The following is a 14,117-nucleotide window of genomic DNA, read 5'->3' on the forward strand; positions in this document are numbered from 1 at the left end:
CGGGTCAGGCGAGCCGGTCGCGCAATGCCAGCATGGCGAGTGCTGCCTGCGCCGCGCCGCCACCCTTGTCGAGTTGTGCCGGGTCGGCGCGGACGATCGCCTGCGCTTCGTTCTCGGTGGTGAGGATGCCGTTGCCGATCGCGAGGCCGTCCAGCGTCAGCGCCATGATGCCGCGGGCGCTTTCGTTCGCGACGATTTCGAAATGATAGGTTTCGCCGCGGATCACCACGCCCAGCGCGACGAAGGCGTCGTAGCTATCGCCGTCCGATGCCAGCGCGATCGCGCCGGGGACTTCCAGCGCGCCCGGCACGGTCACCGTATCGTGGGTGTGGCCCGCCGCCTCGATCGCGGCGCGGGCGCCGGCGACGAGCATGTCGTTGAGATGGTCGTAGAAGCGCGCTTCCACGATGAGCACATGGGCCATGTCAGGCCTCCGTCGTCAGTGATGTTTCGGGGGGCGTATCGATGGCGCGTTCGCCGACGATCGACAGGCCATAGCCATCGAGGCCGACCAGGGTGTGATGGGTGTTGGTGAGCAGCACCATCTCTTCGACGCCCAGTTCGGTGAGGATCATCGCGCCGACGCCATAGTCGCGCAATTCCTCCATATCCTCCTTGGGCAGGGTGCCGGCCTGTGCCTGGAGCGCGATCGTGAACTGGTCGGTCCGCGGCCGGTTGATGACGACGATCACGCCGGCGCCGTCGGCCGCGATGATCTCCATTGAGCGTTGCAGCAGGGTGCCGCGATCGCCGTCCTCGCCGAAGATGTCGGCGAAGGTCGAGAGCGCGTGCATCCGCACCAGCGTCGGCCTGGTCGGATCGACCTTGCCCTTGACCAGCGCGATCTGTTCGCTGCCCGTCGCCTTGTTCCAATAGGTCATCGCGGTCCACTCGCCGCCCCAGCGGCTGGTGAACTTCGCCTCGGCGCGCTTTTCGACGAGATGGTCGTAGCGGCGGCGATAGGCGATCAGGTCGCGGATCGTACCGATCTTGAGGTTGTGGAACTGCGCGAACGTCACGAGATCGTCGAGGCGCGCCATCGTCCCGTCCTCGTTCATGATCTCGCAGATCACGCCCGAGGGGTTGAGGCCAGCGAGGCGCGAAACGTCGACCGCCGCCTCGGTATGGCCGGTGCGCACCAGCACGCCGCCGTCGCGCGCGACCAGCGGAAAGACGTGGCCCGGCGTCACGATCTCGTCGCGCGACTTGGACGAATCGATCGCCACCGCGACGGTCCGCGCGCGATCGGCGGCGGAGATGCCGGTGGTGACGCCGTCGCGCGCCTCGATCGAGGTGGTGAAGGCGGTTTCGTACCGCGTGCCGTTGTTGCGGCTCATCAACGACAGGCCGAGTTCGTCGACGCGCTTCCGGGTCAGCGCGAGGCAGATGAGGCCACGGCCGTGCTTGGCCATGAAGTTGATCTTTTCCGGCGTCGCCATCTGCGCCGGGATGACCAGGTCGCCCTCGTTCTCGCGATCCTCGTCGTCGACCAGGATGAACATGCGGCCGTTGCGCGCCTCGTCGATGATCTCTTCGGGGCTCGACAGGAAGGCGTGGCGCAGGCGCGACAGGTCAGGCTTAGCGGCCACGGTAATGCTCCATACGTTGCAGGTAGCGGGCGAGCACATCGATCTCGATATTCACCATCCGGCCCCGGGCGAGGGTGCCGAGCGTGGTGACCGCCTGGGTGTGGGGGATGAGGTTGACCGAAAAATGCGTCGCGTCGGCATGATCCTCGACCGTGTTGACGGTCAGCGACACGCCGTCGATGGTGATCGACCCCTTTGGCGCGATGAACGGGGCGAGGTCCTTCGGCACCGCAAGCACGATCCGATGCGATTCGCCCTCGGGCGCGACGTCGAGCACCTCGGCGATGCCATCGACGTGGCCGGTGACGATATGCCCGCCCAGCTCGTCGCCCAGCTTCATCGCGCGTTCGAGGTTAAGCCGGCGGCCCGCCGTCCACTGATCGCGCGCGGTGCGGCGGATCGTTTCGGCCGACACCTGCATGTCGAACCATCCCGGCCCCTTGTCGACGACCGTCAGGCAGACGCCCGAACAGGCGATCGACGCGCCCAGGTCGATCGTGTCGGTATCATAGGCGGTGGCGATGCGCAGACGGGTATCGCCGCGGCTCTCGACCGATTCGATGGTGCCGATATCGCTGACTATGCCGGTGAACATGGGCTGCGCTCGTATACCTCGACTCGATCGGTGCCAAGCTGCCGCGCATCGTGCAATCGCCAGCGGCCATGTGCCGTTCCGAGATCGTCGAGGCCGATGTCGCGGATCGCCGGATTGCCGCCGCCGATCAGGATCGGGGCACGGTAGAGCAGCAGCCGGTCGACCAGATCGGCGCGCAGGAACGCGGCGGCGGCGGCGCCGCCCTCGATCAGGACATGGTCGGCGGGAAGGGCGGCGATCTGTTCGGGACCGGTGATCCGGATGGGCGGGCGTGCCTCCTCGTCCGGCGGCGCAGCTGCGGACGGGCGCGCGGACAGGATGACCCGCATCGGCGCCCTGTCCTCCAGTCCCGGCAGGCGGACGTCGAGCGTCGGCGCGTCCACGTCCCAGGTCGCGCGACCGACCAGGATCGCGTCATGCCGGCTGCGTTCCAGATGCGCGTGCGCGCGCGCCTGCGCACCGGTGATCCATCGGCTGGTGCCGTCCGCCAGCGCGATGCAGCCGTCGAGCGACGTGGCGAGCTTCAGCGTCACCGCTGGTCGTGCCAGCCGCTGGCGGGTGAGGAATCCCGCCATGCCGCGCGCCGCATCGTCCGCCCGCACGCCGTGGCTCACCGCGATGCCGGCGTCGCGCAGCCGTGCCAGCCCGAAGCGATCGGTCCGCGGGTCGGGGTCGCCCAGCGCCACCACGACGCGCGCGACGCCAGCGGCGATCAGCAGGTCCGAACAGGCCGGGCCGCGGGCCGAGACATGCGCACAGGGTTCGAGCGTGGTGTAGGCGGTCGCGCCGCGCGCCGCGCCGCCGGCCGCCGCCAGCGCCATCGCCTCGGCATGCGGGCGGCCACCCGGCTGCGTCCATCCGCGCCCGACGACGCGGCCATCGTGAACGATCACGCAGCCGACGTTGGGATTGGGGGTCGTCCGGCCCCGCGATCGTTCGCCGAGCGCCAGTGCCGCGCCCATCCAGCGATGATCGGCGGTCAGAGCCCCCACTTGCTCATCGCGTCGTCGACCTGCTTGAACTGGCTGCGCAATTTGTCCTCGCGCGCCTTTTGCGCGGCGATGCGCTTGTCCTGTTCGACCTTGTCGATAGCCTGCTGCGCCTTGATCTGCGCATCGGTGCGGTCGGCCCGGTAGTTGTTGAAGTAGATGATGTTGGGCGAATAGGGTTCGGGCGGGATGTCGTTGCGCATGAAGGCATAGACGAAGAAGCCCGTGACCCCCATCGCCAGCGCCAGGAAGCCCAGTTCGTACGGCTGACGCCCGGCGAGGAACAGACGCAGGTCCTTGTAGGCGCGGATCGGCGAGAAGCGGCTGAAGAACTGCATGCCCGCGAAGATAGGGAACCGGGGCGGCTAGGCCAGTCCCCCGGCATGCGCCCTATTCGGTATCCTCCATGCGGAAGGTGAGCGCCATCGTGCGCCACGCCTCCACCGGCACGTCGCCGCGGGTGGCGGGCCGGAAGCGCCAGGACCGCAGCGCGCGGTCCTGCGTCACCTGCCAGAAGGCGTCGCTGGTCGCGCTGATCCGCTCGATCTGCTTCACCCGGCCGTCGATGCCGACCAGCACCCGGACGGTGACCTTGCCGTCCCGGTTCGCACGGCGCTCGGCGGGCGGATAGGTCGGCTGAAACGCGCTGGCGTAGCGCGGATCGACCTGCGGACCGATCAGCGGCGGCAGGGGGGCAGGCGTGGCGATCACGACGGGGCCGGGATCGACGCCGACGATCGGGGTCGGCGGCGTGGGCGCGATCGTCGTGGTGGTGACGAGGTCGCTGTTCGCCGGCGTCGGGACGACCGGGTCGGGGGCGACAACCGTCTCGGTTGGTCGGGTCGCGACGACGTCCACCGTCTTGGGCTGCGGTTTCGGCGGATCGGGCGGCGGCTGGTCGATCGGGATGTTGGTGGTGATCAGGGTGCGGATCGGGTCGGTCGGCAGGATCGTCGGCCCCGCGAACATCAGCGCGGCGATCAGCCCCGCATTGATCGCGACGGCGGCGGTGAGGCCACCGGGGTTGAAACGGGTCGGCTTGGCGTAGCGGTCTGCGTACATGATCCGTCTCCTTCGTTGCGTATCGACTCGATTGCGTCTCCTTGGGAATGCGATGGTACGTTGTATCGTTACGACGTCAAGCAGTGATGTTGTATCGTTGCGGGCGTGGAGCGGTGGTACGTCTTCGGGCGATCGATGCCGGGCGCAATGGTTCACGCGGAGGCGCGGAGGTGATGCGTTGATCGTATCGCCCGTTCTTCCTATCCGATCAGCGGAAACGACAGGGGCGCTTTGCCCGGGGCCATACAGCTCTGCGTTCTCCGCGCCTTCGCGTGGACACTTACGTCTCTATGTCCTGCCCCCATAGCGTTTGGCGGGCGACTGGGCGGGTACATCGTCCCGCCACCCCGGACGGGTTCGGTGGCTATACCGTTCCTGCCGATAGTCCCCGACGGGTCGCGGGTTCACCGTTCCGTGCCATCACGGCTTTCGCGTTCGCGGCGCAGTGGATGCCGGAACCGGTCCGGCATGACGGGAATGGGGCAGCGACCATCCCGTTGGGGTCGCTATGTCCGCAGCGCCGGATCAGCCCGACAGCCTTGCCATCGTGCGTTCGCGGCCGATCAGCGGCAGCAGCGCCGCCATGTCGGGGCCGTGGTCGAGCCCGGTGAGGGCCTGGCGCAGCGGCAGGAACAGCGCCTTGCCCTTGCGGCCGGTCACGTCCTTCAGCGCGGCGGTGAGGGCGTGCCAGGGATCGCCCGCCCAATCGATCGAGGCGGCGAGCGTCGCCGCCTGCGCCAGATAGGCGCGAGTCTCATCGTCGGGGGCGGGGGCGTCGACCGGCCCCTCGATCACCCGCCACCAGTCCGCCGCCTCGGCGACGCTCGACAGATTGGGGCGGACCGCATCCCATTCCGCCGCGCCCATGCCGGCGGGCAGGCGATCGGCGACCGCGTCGTGGGGCAGTTGGTGGACGATGCGGGCATTGACCTGCGCCAGTTCCGCCTCGTCGAAGCGGGCCGGCGCGCGCCCGAAGCGGGCGAAATCGAACGCGGCGATCAGCGGCGCGGGATCGGCGATCGGCTCGACCGGGTCGCTGGTGCCGATGCGCGCGAGCAGGGCGATCACCGCCTGCGGCTCGATCCCGGATTCGCGGAAATGCTCGACGCCGAGCGAGCCGAGCCGCTTCGACAATTTGCCCTCCGCCCCGGTCAGCAGCGCCTCGTGCGCGAAGCACGGCGGCGCGACCTGCATCGCATCGAACATCTGCAATTGCAGCGCGGTGTTGGAGACGTGATCCTCGCCCCGGACGACATGGGTGATACCCAGATCGGCATCGTCGATCGCCGAGGGCAGCATATAGAGCCACGATCCGTCGGCACGGCGGACGACCGGGTCGCTCATCGTGCGCGCGTCGAACGCCTGCGGTCCGCGGATCAGGTCGTCCCAGGCGATCGGCGCGTCGTGATCCAGCCGGAAGCGCCAGTGCGGGCGGACGCCGTCGGCCTCCAGCCGCGCCTTGTCGGCATCGGTGAGTGCCAGCGCACCGCGGTCATAGACCGGGGGCAGGCCGCGCCCGAGCAGGATCTTGCGCTTGAGGTCGAGCTCCTGCGCGCTTTCATAGGCCGGATAGATGCGACCGGCGGCGACCAGGGCATCGAATCGCGCCTGATAGAGCGCGAAGCGTTCGGACTGGCGGACCATCGCATCGTGGGTGAGCCCCAGCCAGGCGAGATCGGCGAGGATGCCGTCGACGAACCGTTCCTCCGACCGTTCGGCATCGGTATCGTCGATGCGCAGCACGAAGCGACCGCCCCGGCCCCGCGCGAACATCCAATTGTGCAGTGCCGCCCGGATGTTGCCGACATGCAGCTGGCCGGTGGGGGAAGGGGCGAAACGGGTGGTGACGGTCATGATCGCGGGCCTAGTCAGTGGACCGCGGATGGACAAGGTGGACCGGATGGGGACTGCGGGCGTCCGATGATGCTTTCGGTTTCGTGACGGTGGCTCTAAGGCGCGCAGCATCGATGGGGCGGAGCCAAGCGCGATGAAACTGATAACCGGCAATTCGAACCTTCCGCTGGCGCGGGAGATTGCAGCCTATCTCGAAATCCCGCTGACCGATGCGCTGGTCCGCCGCTTCGCCGACGAGGAGATCTTCGTCGAGATCCAGGAGAACGTGCGCGGCGAAGACGTGTTCGTGCTCCAGTCGACCGGCTTTCCGGCGAACGACAATTTGATGGAAATGCTCATCATCATCGATGCGCTGAAGCGGTCGTCGGCGCGGCGCATCACCGCCGTGATCCCGTACATGGGCTATGCGCGGCAGGACCGGAAGCCGGGGCCGCGCACGCCGATCTCGGCCAAGCTGGTCGCCAACCTCATCACCGTCGCGGGCGCCGATCGCGTGCTGTCGGTCGACCTGCACGCCGGGCAGATCCAGGGCTTCTTCGATATCCCGACCGACAACCTGTATGCCGCGCCGGTGATGTCCGCGGACATCAACGCCCGATTCAAGGGCCGCAACATGATGGTGGTGTCGCCCGACGTCGGCGGCGTGGTGCGTGCGCGCCAGCTCGCCAAGCGGCTCGACAACGCGCCGCTGGCGATCGTCGACAAGCGCCGCGAGCGCGCCGGCGAATCGGAGGTGATGAACATCATCGGCGACGTCGAGGGCCGCTTCTGCATCCTGATCGACGATATCGTCGATTCGGCGGGCACGCTGTGCAACGCGGCGGCGGCCTTGCGCGAGGCGGGGGCGGAGGACGTCGTCGCCTATGTGACGCATGGCGTGCTGTCGGGCGGTGCGGTGGCGCGGGTCGAGGGATCGGCGCTGCGCGAACTGGTCATCACCGATTCGATCGGCAACCACGACTCGATCCGGCCCAAGGACGGTCAGGCGGGGCGCATCCGGCACCTGCCGATCGCGCCATTGCTGGGCGAGGCGATCAAGCGGATCGCGGACGAGACGAGCGTGTCGAGCCTGTTCGACTGATCGCGGGAGCGGCCGGCGGTCTGTTTCGTCCGTCGGCCATGTCGGGCATGATGCGCGACCCTGTCAGGGCGGGACGGTCAGCGACGACGGCATAGCCACCATCGGATGGGGCCGACCGGCCTTGCGGTTGCGCTGCGCGTTCCGGTCAGGGTGTGGCCGGACCTACCGCTGCGACAATGCGATGATATGATCGAAGACCGCCGGGTGGAGCGGCTTGGCGAAGGCGCAGCCGTATTTGAACTTGTCGCGCCACGCGACCACCGCTTCCAGTCCTGCGAGGCCCGGCAGCGTCAGCCAGACGACCGTACCCGGCCACAGGGTGAAGCTCGTCTCGGCGCGGAAGCCGGAGAGCGACAGGTCGGTCACCTCGATCTCGAACCGCGTCTGCCCGCGATCGCGCAGATGCGCGCGCATCTTGACCGCCTTGCGCAGCGCCCGGCGCGACTCGTCGCTGCCGTCACCGTCGTCGAGGGCGGCCGGCTCGTACGGCGGGGTGAAGATCGGCTGTTCCATAACGCGACGGATGCCACGCCAATGGTTACTTTTCTGCCAATGTCCTGTCGCGATCCGGCGCGCGCACGCCCTGGCGCCCGCGCCGCTTCAGTTCGGCCTTCAGCCGTTCCGGCTTCGGCGCGACGAGGAAACCGAAGCTGACGTTGCCTTCGCGCGTCTCGACGACGTGGTGCAGCCGGTGCGCCTGCACGATCCGCTTCATGTACGGCGACTTGGGCAGATAGCGTGTCGGAATACGCTGGTGCACGATGATGTCGTGGAAGCCGAAATAGATCGCGCCATAGGCCGCGACGCCGGCGCCGATCCAGGTGAAGCCGGGCCACCAGCCCAGTTGCAGCCCGCCGAAGATCAGCAGGAACGAGGGGACGGCGAAGATCGCCGCATACAGATCGTTGAGTTCCCAATTCCCCTCGCGCCGGGTGTGGTGGCTGGCGTGCAGGAACCAGCCCCAGCCATGCATGACCCACCGGTGGGCGGCATAGGCGAAGCCTTCCATGCCGATCACCGTCGCGAGGAAGAGGAGGATGCCGTGCAGCCAGGTCATGCGGGTTCCGTCTAATGCGAAGCGTTTGCGATAACGAATGGGCCCCGCTGTCGATCCGGGGTGGATTCGCCGGGCCTCCTGTGCAAAAGGCCCCTCAATCTCCTCTTTATAGCATAACGCGAGGCAGGCCATGAACATCCACGAATATCAAGCCAAGGAACTCCTCGCCAAGTTCGGCGTGCCCGTTCCCGCCGGCTTCGCCGCGATGAGCGTCGAGGAAGCCGTCGCCGCCACCGAAAAGCTTCCCGGACCGCTCTATGTCGTCAAGGCGCAGATCCACGCCGGCGGCCGCGGCAAGGGCAAGTTCAAGGAACTGGGCCCTGACGCCAAGGGCGGCGTCCGCCTCGCCAAGACCGCCGACGAGGTTCGCGCGGCGGCGACCGACATGCTCGGCAACACGCTCGTCACCATCCAGACGGGTGATGCGGGCAAGCAGGTCAATCGCCTGTACGTGACCGATGGCGTCGACATCGCCAAGGAATTTTACCTCGCGCTGCTCGTCAACCGCGCGACCGGCCGCGTGTCGATGGTCGCCAGCACCGAAGGCGGCATGGACATCGAGACCGTGGCGCACGACACGCCCGAGAAGATCCACTCGATCGACATCGACACCGCGACCGGCTTCATGCCGCATCACGGCCGTGCGGTCGCGGCGGCGCTCGAATTGTCGGGCGATCTCGCCAAGCAGGCGGCGAACGTCGCGGCGAAGCTGTACGATGCGTTCCTCGGCACCGATGCCGAGCAGATCGAGATCAACCCGCTCGCCGTCACCGACGACGGCAAGCTGATGGTGCTCGACGCCAAGGTCGGCTTCGATGGCAACGCGATGTTCCGTCACAAGGACCTGATGGAGTTGCGCGACACCACCGAAGAGGACGCGATGGAGCTGGAGGCGTCGAAGTACGACCTCGCCTACATCAAGCTCGACGGCGACATTGGCTGCATGGTCAACGGCGCCGGCCTCGCCATGGCGACGATGGACATCATCAAGCTCAACGGCATGTTCCCGGCCAACTTCCTCGACGTCGGCGGCGGCGCCAACAAGGAGAAGGTGACCGCGGCGTTCAAGATCATCCTCGCCGATCCCGCGGTGAAGGGCATCCTGGTCAATATCTTCGGCGGCATCATGAAGTGCGACATCATTGCCGAGGGCATCGTCGCCGCGGCGAAGGAAGTGAATCTGTCGGTGCCTCTCGTCGTCCGTCTGGAAGGCACCAACGTGCAGGCCGGCAAGGACATCCTGGCCAACAGCGGCCTCGCGATCGTGCCGGCGAACGACCTGGGCGATGCGGCGAAGAAGATCGTCGCCGAGGTGCAGAAGGCGGCGTAACCATTGGTGAGGGACGGGGCGGTTCCATACATGCTCCGTCATCCCGAGCTGGTTCCGGGGTTCACTCGTCCACAAGCGTATCGGCCAGAGTCGCTGGCGGCTCACCAAGCCGCATGGTGGCCCCCGGAACCAGTCCGGGGTGACGTAAGGACAGAAAAAATTCTCGGGCTCGGGCATCATGTCCGAGCCCGATTCGTTTGGCACAGGATGGATGCCGTTACGGCAAAGGGCACTTTCCGTACCCGACTTGCGAAAACCGCGGAAAATAGCCATGTGACCCGCCGATACGATGCCATAAAACGGCATCGGAGGCGCAATCGGAAGGAAGCTGATGAAGGTGCTGGTGCCGGTCAAGCGGGTGCTTGACTATAACGTGAAGCCCCGCGTGAAGGCGGATGGTTCGGGCGTCGACCTGGCCAACGTCAAGATGAGCATGAACCCGTTCGACGAGATCGCGGTCGAGGAGGCGATTCGCCTCAAAGACAAGGGCGTCACCGAAATCGTCGTGGTATCGATCGGTGAGCAGAAGGCGCAGGAGACGCTGCGTACCGCGCTGGCGATGGGCGCCGATCGCGCGATCCTCGTCACGTCGCAGACCAAGGTCGAGCCGCTGGGCGTCGCCAAGATCCTCGCCAAGATCGTCGAGGAAGAGCAGCCGAGCCTTGTCATCCTGGGCAAGCAGGCGATCGACGACGACAATAACCAGACCGGCCAGATGCTGGCGGGACTGCTGAACCGGGGTCAGGGTACGTTCGCATCCAAGGTCGAGCTGACGGCGAGCGACGTCACGGTGACGCGCGAAGTCGATGGTGGCCTGGAAACCGACACGTTCCCGCTGCCCGCGATCGTCACGACGGACCTGCGCCTCAACGAGCCGCGCTATGCCTCGCTGCCCAACATCATGAAGGCCAAGTCGAAGCCGATGGCGCAGAAGACCGCCGCCGATTACGGCGTCGACGTCACCCCGCGCCATACCACGCTGAAGGTCGTCGAGCCGGGCAAGCGGCAGGCGGGCGTCAAGGTCGCCGATGTCGACGAACTCGTCACCAAGCTGCATGCGATGGGGATTGCCAAGTGAAGACGCTCGTCTGGGTCGAACATGACGGCAGCGCCGTCAAGGATGCCACGCTCGCCGCGGTCACCGCTGCATCGAAGCTGGGCGAAGTCCACCTGCTGGTTGCGGGCCAGGGCGTCGATGCGGTCGCGCAGGCGGCGGCGAAGATCGCCGGCGTCGGCAAGGTCCATGTCGCCGACGATGCCGCCTATGCGCATGCGCTGGCCGAAAACGTCGCGCCGCTGGTGGTCGAACTGATGGGGCATCACGATGCCTTCGTCGCGCCGTCGACCACGACCGGCAAGAACGTCGCCCCCCGTGTCGCCGCCCTGCTGGACGTGATGCAGATCAGCGATATCCTGTCGGTGGAGAGCGAGGACACGTTCACGCGCCCGATCTACGCCGGCAATGCCATCGCGACGGTGCAGACCTCGGACGCCAAGAAGGTCATCACCGTTCGCGGCACCGCGTTCGAGAAGGCGGCGACCGACGGCGGTTCGGCGGAGATCGAGGCGGTCGCGTCGAAGGGCGATACCGGCATCTCGACCTTCGTCAGTGCGGAGATCGCCGAGAATGCCCGTCCCGAACTGACCAGCGCGAAGATCATCGTGTCGGGTGGCCGCGCGCTCGGATCGGGCGAGCAGTTCCACGCGCTGATCGACCCGCTGGCCGACAAGCTCGGTGCCGGCGTCGGCGCCAGCCGCGCCGCGGTCGATGCCGGCTATGCGCCGAACGACTATCAGGTCGGCCAGACCGGCAAGATCGTCGCGCCGGAAGTCTATGTGGCGGTCGGCATCTCGGGCGCGATCCAGCATCTCGCCGGCATGAAGGACAGCAAGGTCATCGTTGCGATCAACAAGGACGAGGATGCGCCGATCTTCCAGGTCGCGGACATCGGCCTGGTCGGCGACCTGTTCAAGGTCGTGCCGGAACTGACCGAGAAGCTCTGACGGCGAACGGCGGGCAGCATACTGCCCGCCGTTACCGCAGCGACGACCGATGCGGGCGTCATCCCCGCGCCGCGGACAGCGTCGATCGATCGGCCCGGGGCACCCGCCGCAACCCCTGCCGCGGTGCCAGCATCTCCGGCTCCCGCAGGCCCCATACCAACCCGACCCGCCGCAGCGCGATCAGCACCCACCAGCCGGGATCGTGCTGCCCCGGTTCGATAGCCAACCGCGCCGATGCCAGCGTCGAGGCGGTGGTGCAGGGACCGGACGAGAGGGTGGCGATGATCGTCGAACTGGCGCGGCGGGGATCGTCGGCGTCGCGCGTGGTCGATGTGATGGTCGGCGAAGACGGGTCGGGCGAACGGCTGGAGGGCTTCACGAGACGGCCGACGGCCTGACGCCGCGCCCAAAAAAACGGCCCGATCCCAGCATGATCGGGCCGTCAGTCTACGCCTGGGGAGCTTTCCTGGCGTGTCCGGGGGATGCGTTAGCGGGTGTTGCCTTCTGCAGGGGCTGACGCCGGTTCACCGGCCGCTGCGGCGTCGTTGCCCGGTGCGGTGTCGGTGCGGTTCACGTCGAGGGCATCGCTGTTGCCGAGGCCCGCGTCGCCCTCTTCATTGAGGGTCAGCGTGTCGGTGGCGACGGTGTTGTTGCCGGCGTCGGTCTTCGGGCCGCAGGCGGCAAGGCCTAGGGTGGCGAGCGCGAGCGCCGGTGCGAGAGTGATAGTTTTCATTCCGTCCTCCGTGTTGACATTCGTGGGGTGCCGCGGCGCAGGCCGGCGCCGATCAGCGAGAAAAAGGCGCGACTGGCGGACGAGGTGTCGGCGTCCCATTCGGGATGCCATTGGACGGCGAGCACATCCGCGCCGCAGGGGTGGGCCGACACCGCCTCGACCAGTCCGTCGTCGGGATCGATGGCTTCGATCGACAGGCCGCCGCCGAGCCGGTCGATGCCCTGCTGATGCACCGAATTGACCCGCACCCGCCGCGCGCCGGTCGCATCGGCGAGGCGCCCGCGGGCGCTGAGTTCGACGTCGTGGCCGTGGTGGAAAAGCGATTCGTAATCGTCGTCCCAGGCACCGCGATGATGGCGGCCGGCGTCGGCGGCGGCGCAGAGCGAGCCCCCGAACAGGACGTTGAGTTCCTGCAATCCCCGGCAGATGCCGAACACCGGCTTGCCCGCCTCGATCAGGCGGCCGGCGAGTGCCAGCGCCACTTCGTCGCGGTCTTCGTCGAGCGTCTGGCCCGCAGGCAGCGCGCTGCCGCCATAGCGCCGGGGCGCGACGTGACTGCGCGATCCGGTAAGCAGCAGCCCGTCGAGGATCGCGGCGAGCGTTCCGACATCCGCCGTGTCGGGCATGGCCGGCACCAGCAGCACGGTCGCATCCGCCAGCCGGGTCAGCGGCGCGACGAAGCGGCTGGCGACCACCTGCACCGGTCGACCTGCGACTTCGTTGCAGCACAGGACGCCGATGACCGGGCGCCGGGCCGGATCCACGGTCTGCCCCATCACACCACCGCCTGCACCAGCGTATCGCGCAGGGCGTGCCCGGCGGAGGGGGCGAGCAGGTCCGCCTCCGGCTGGACCACGACGCCGCCCGGCGGCACGTCGGCCAGCAGCCAGACGTTGCCGCCGATCGTCGCGCCCGCACCGATGGTGACTCGGCCGAGGATCGTCGCGCCGGCATAGATCACGACGTCGTCACCGACGATCGGATGGCGTGCGTAGCGTTCGCGCGGGTTTCGCCGTGCCGCACCGAGCGGGCTGCGCGCGCCGAGGGTGACGTGCTGGTACAGGCGCACGCCATGGCCGACGATGGCGGTTTCACCGATGACGACGCCGGTGCCGTGATCGATGAAGAACCGTTCGCCGATGGTCGCGCCGGGGTGAATGTCGATGCCGGTGCGTTCGTTGGCGAGTTCGGAGATCATCCGTGCGACGATCGGCGCGCCAAGGCCGTGCAACTGGTGCGCGATGCGGTGGTGCAGGCTGGCGATCGCGCCGGGATAGCAGACGAGGATCTCATCGGTGCTGCCGGCGGCGGGATCGCCCAGGAACGCGGCCTCGACATCGCTGTCGACCAGCCGGCGGATGTCGCCCAGCGTGCCGGCGAACAGGCGGACGATGGTGGCGGCCTGATCGGAGTCGAACGCGGCGCTCGCCTCCGCCTGCCAATAGCCGAGCTCGCGGTCGACCTCGCGCTCCAGCTCGGTGAAGGCGGCGGCGAGCTTGGCGGCGACGAAGCGGTCCTCGTCGGCGGGGGCGATGCGCTGCAGGCCCAGCCGGCGTGGATACAGCGCCTCGGCAAGCAGTTCGACGATCCGCTCCACCGCGCCGCGCGAGGGGAACATGGCGGCGGCCCGTCCCCGCGGCTGGCGATCGCGCCACGCCGCGCGGGCGCTGCCAAGCGCAGTGACGGCCTCGCCCAACGTTGCGCCGGGGCGCGGCGTTTCCGCCGATCGTCGTTGCGTGGTCATGCGACTACCTCCGCCCGCGACGATATCCTACTCCGATGATAGGAATAGAAAGAAAAGCTATCCCGATGCGAAGCCGGGA

The 14,117-nt window shown here is 67.8% G+C and carries 18 protein-coding genes; 5 read left to right on the top strand and 13 right to left on the bottom strand.

What is annotated here, in order from left to right; genetic code table 11:
* Window positions 1-4: 4 nt before the first annotated feature.
* The 7 genes from ribH to gltX form a co-directional block, all read right to left on the bottom strand.
* On the bottom strand, window positions 5-424 hold the full coding sequence (gene ribH, locus GTH33_RS05120; protein ID WP_163957377.1) for a 6,7-dimethyl-8-ribityllumazine synthase: 420 nt from the start codon (window positions 422-424) through the stop codon (window positions 5-7).
* A 1-nt stretch (window position 425) separates the two neighbouring features.
* Window positions 426-1,589 carry a 3,4-dihydroxy-2-butanone-4-phosphate synthase gene (gene ribB / locus GTH33_RS05125; protein WP_163957378.1) on the bottom strand — a complete coding sequence of 388 codons (1,164 nt, stop codon included), beginning with the start codon at window positions 1,587-1,589 and terminating at the stop codon, window positions 426-428.
* Window positions 1,579-2,184: a riboflavin synthase gene (locus tag GTH33_RS05130; RefSeq protein ID WP_163957379.1), complete on the bottom strand. Its 606-nt coding sequence runs from the start codon at window positions 2,182-2,184 to the stop codon at window positions 1,579-1,581. Before GTH33_RS05130 ends, ribB begins: the two co-directional genes overlap by 11 nt.
* Window positions 2,169-3,146, bottom strand: a complete 978-nt coding sequence (gene ribD, locus GTH33_RS05135; RefSeq protein ID WP_163959608.1) for a bifunctional diaminohydroxyphosphoribosylaminopyrimidine deaminase/5-amino-6-(5-phosphoribosylamino)uracil reductase RibD — start codon at window positions 3,144-3,146, stop codon at window positions 2,169-2,171. Before ribD ends, GTH33_RS05130 begins: the two co-directional genes overlap by 16 nt.
* 17 nt (window positions 3,147-3,163) lie before the next feature.
* On the bottom strand, window positions 3,164-3,511 hold the full coding sequence (locus GTH33_RS05140) for a hypothetical protein (protein ID WP_163957380.1): 348 nt from the start codon (window positions 3,509-3,511) through the stop codon (window positions 3,164-3,166).
* Window positions 3,512-3,563: 52 nt separating this feature from the next.
* Entirely contained in the window at window positions 3,564-4,235 is a 672-nt protein-coding gene (locus GTH33_RS05145; RefSeq protein WP_163957381.1) for an energy transducer TonB, read from the bottom strand.
* A 525-nt stretch (window positions 4,236-4,760) separates the two neighbouring features.
* Complete coding sequence (gene gltX, locus GTH33_RS05150) at window positions 4,761-6,089, bottom strand: glutamate--tRNA ligase (RefSeq protein WP_163957382.1); 1,329 nt, start codon at window positions 6,087-6,089, stop codon at window positions 4,761-4,763.
* A gap of 133 nt (window positions 6,090-6,222) precedes the next feature.
* On the opposite strand from gltX, the gene GTH33_RS05155 reads away from it, so the two are divergent.
* Window positions 6,223-7,170 (top strand): ribose-phosphate pyrophosphokinase, encoded by a 948-nt coding sequence (locus GTH33_RS05155; protein ID WP_163957383.1) that lies wholly within the window; start codon window positions 6,223-6,225, stop codon window positions 7,168-7,170.
* Window positions 7,171-7,332: 162 nt separating this feature from the next.
* On the opposite strand, the gene GTH33_RS05160 is transcribed toward GTH33_RS05155, so the two are convergent.
* Both GTH33_RS05160 and GTH33_RS05165 read right to left on the bottom strand, forming a co-directional pair.
* Entirely contained in the window at window positions 7,333-7,683 is a 351-nt protein-coding gene (locus GTH33_RS05160) for a PilZ domain-containing protein (protein ID WP_163957384.1), read from the bottom strand.
* A 25-nt stretch (window positions 7,684-7,708) separates the two neighbouring features.
* Window positions 7,709-8,227: a sterol desaturase family protein gene (locus tag GTH33_RS05165; RefSeq protein WP_163957385.1), complete on the bottom strand. Its 519-nt coding sequence runs from the start codon at window positions 8,225-8,227 to the stop codon at window positions 7,709-7,711.
* Window positions 8,228-8,357: 130 nt separating this feature from the next.
* Between GTH33_RS05165 and sucC the strand changes: the two genes are divergently transcribed.
* The 3 genes from sucC to GTH33_RS05180 all read left to right on the top strand — a co-directional run bounded on the left by sucC (window position 8,358) and on the right by GTH33_RS05180 (window position 11,561).
* The gene (gene sucC / locus GTH33_RS05170; protein ID WP_163957386.1) at window positions 8,358-9,557 is read left to right on the top strand and encodes an ADP-forming succinate--CoA ligase subunit beta; all 1,200 of its coding nucleotides are present in this window, start codon (window positions 8,358-8,360) and stop codon (window positions 9,555-9,557) included.
* Between the two features lie 331 nt (window positions 9,558-9,888).
* Window positions 9,889-10,635, top strand: a complete 747-nt coding sequence (locus GTH33_RS05175; protein ID WP_163957387.1) for an electron transfer flavoprotein subunit beta/FixA family protein — start codon at window positions 9,889-9,891, stop codon at window positions 10,633-10,635.
* The gene (locus GTH33_RS05180) at window positions 10,632-11,561 is read left to right on the top strand and encodes an electron transfer flavoprotein subunit alpha/FixB family protein (RefSeq protein WP_163957388.1); all 930 of its coding nucleotides are present in this window, start codon (window positions 10,632-10,634) and stop codon (window positions 11,559-11,561) included. The genes GTH33_RS05175 and GTH33_RS05180 overlap by 4 nt, the downstream gene beginning before the upstream one ends.
* Window positions 11,562-11,619: 58 nt before the next feature.
* Here GTH33_RS05180 and GTH33_RS18405 read toward each other — a convergent pair whose 3' ends face one another.
* Window positions 11,620-11,787 carry a hypothetical protein gene (locus tag GTH33_RS18405; protein WP_163957389.1) on the bottom strand — a complete coding sequence of 56 codons (168 nt, stop codon included), beginning with the start codon at window positions 11,785-11,787 and terminating at the stop codon, window positions 11,620-11,622.
* A 28-nt stretch (window positions 11,788-11,815) separates the two neighbouring features.
* Between GTH33_RS18405 and GTH33_RS18410 the strand changes: the two genes are divergently transcribed.
* The gene (locus GTH33_RS18410; protein WP_420853548.1) at window positions 11,816-11,959 is read left to right on the top strand and encodes an acylphosphatase; all 144 of its coding nucleotides are present in this window, start codon (window positions 11,816-11,818) and stop codon (window positions 11,957-11,959) included.
* A gap of 89 nt (window positions 11,960-12,048) precedes the next feature.
* Here the strand turns inward: GTH33_RS18410 and GTH33_RS05195 are convergent, their stop codons facing one another.
* From GTH33_RS05195 to epsC, 3 genes are read right to left on the bottom strand one after another with little or no spacing between them, the layout of a single operon-like run.
* Window positions 12,049-12,294 carry a hypothetical protein gene (locus GTH33_RS05195; protein WP_163957391.1) on the bottom strand — a complete coding sequence of 82 codons (246 nt, stop codon included), beginning with the start codon at window positions 12,292-12,294 and terminating at the stop codon, window positions 12,049-12,051.
* Complete coding sequence (locus GTH33_RS05200; RefSeq protein ID WP_163957392.1) at window positions 12,291-13,070, bottom strand: gamma-glutamyl-gamma-aminobutyrate hydrolase family protein; 780 nt, start codon at window positions 13,068-13,070, stop codon at window positions 12,291-12,293. The genes GTH33_RS05195 and GTH33_RS05200 overlap by 4 nt, the downstream gene beginning before the upstream one ends.
* On the bottom strand, window positions 13,070-14,038 hold the full coding sequence (gene epsC / locus GTH33_RS05205) for a serine O-acetyltransferase EpsC (protein WP_163957393.1): 969 nt from the start codon (window positions 14,036-14,038) through the stop codon (window positions 13,070-13,072). Before epsC ends, GTH33_RS05200 begins: the two co-directional genes overlap by 1 nt.
* Window positions 14,039-14,117: the final 79 nt, after the last annotated feature.

Source organism: Sphingomonas insulae, from assembly GCF_010450875.1.
In the GTDB taxonomy this organism is placed as follows: Bacteria; Pseudomonadota; Alphaproteobacteria; order Sphingomonadales; family Sphingomonadaceae; genus Sphingomonas; species Sphingomonas insulae.

Coding starts and splice junctions, on each gene's coding strand:
- sucC (WP_163957386.1), top strand. CDS start 8,358: ATGAACATCCACGAATATCAAGCCAAGGAACTCCTCGCCAAGTTCGGC.
- GTH33_RS05155 (WP_163957383.1), top strand. CDS start 6,223: ATGAAACTGATAACCGGCAATTCGAACCTTCCGCTGGCGCGGGAGATT.
- GTH33_RS05175 (WP_163957387.1), top strand. CDS start 9,889: ATGAAGGTGCTGGTGCCGGTCAAGCGGGTGCTTGACTATAACGTGAAG.
- GTH33_RS05145 (WP_163957381.1), bottom strand. CDS start 4,235: ATGTACGCAGACCGCTACGCCAAGCCGACCCGTTTCAACCCCGGTGGC.
- GTH33_RS05140 (WP_163957380.1), bottom strand. CDS start 3,511: ATGCAGTTCTTCAGCCGCTTCTCGCCGATCCGCGCCTACAAGGACCTG.
- GTH33_RS05160 (WP_163957384.1), bottom strand. CDS start 7,683: ATGGAACAGCCGATCTTCACCCCGCCGTACGAGCCGGCCGCCCTCGAC.
- ribH (WP_163957377.1), bottom strand. CDS start 424: ATGGCCCATGTGCTCATCGTGGAAGCGCGCTTCTACGACCATCTCAAC.
- epsC (WP_163957393.1), bottom strand. CDS start 14,038: ATGACCACGCAACGACGATCGGCGGAAACGCCGCGCCCCGGCGCAACG.
- GTH33_RS05165 (WP_163957385.1), bottom strand. CDS start 8,227: ATGACCTGGCTGCACGGCATCCTCCTCTTCCTCGCGACGGTGATCGGC.
- GTH33_RS05130 (WP_163957379.1), bottom strand. CDS start 2,184: ATGTTCACCGGCATAGTCAGCGATATCGGCACCATCGAATCGGTCGAG.
- gltX (WP_163957382.1), bottom strand. CDS start 6,089: ATGACCGTCACCACCCGTTTCGCCCCTTCCCCCACCGGCCAGCTGCAT.
- ribD (WP_163959608.1), bottom strand. CDS start 3,146: ATGGGCGCGGCACTGGCGCTCGGCGAACGATCGCGGGGCCGGACGACC.
- GTH33_RS05195 (WP_163957391.1), bottom strand. CDS start 12,294: ATGAAAACTATCACTCTCGCACCGGCGCTCGCGCTCGCCACCCTAGGC.
- GTH33_RS05200 (WP_163957392.1), bottom strand. CDS start 13,070: ATGGGGCAGACCGTGGATCCGGCCCGGCGCCCGGTCATCGGCGTCCTG.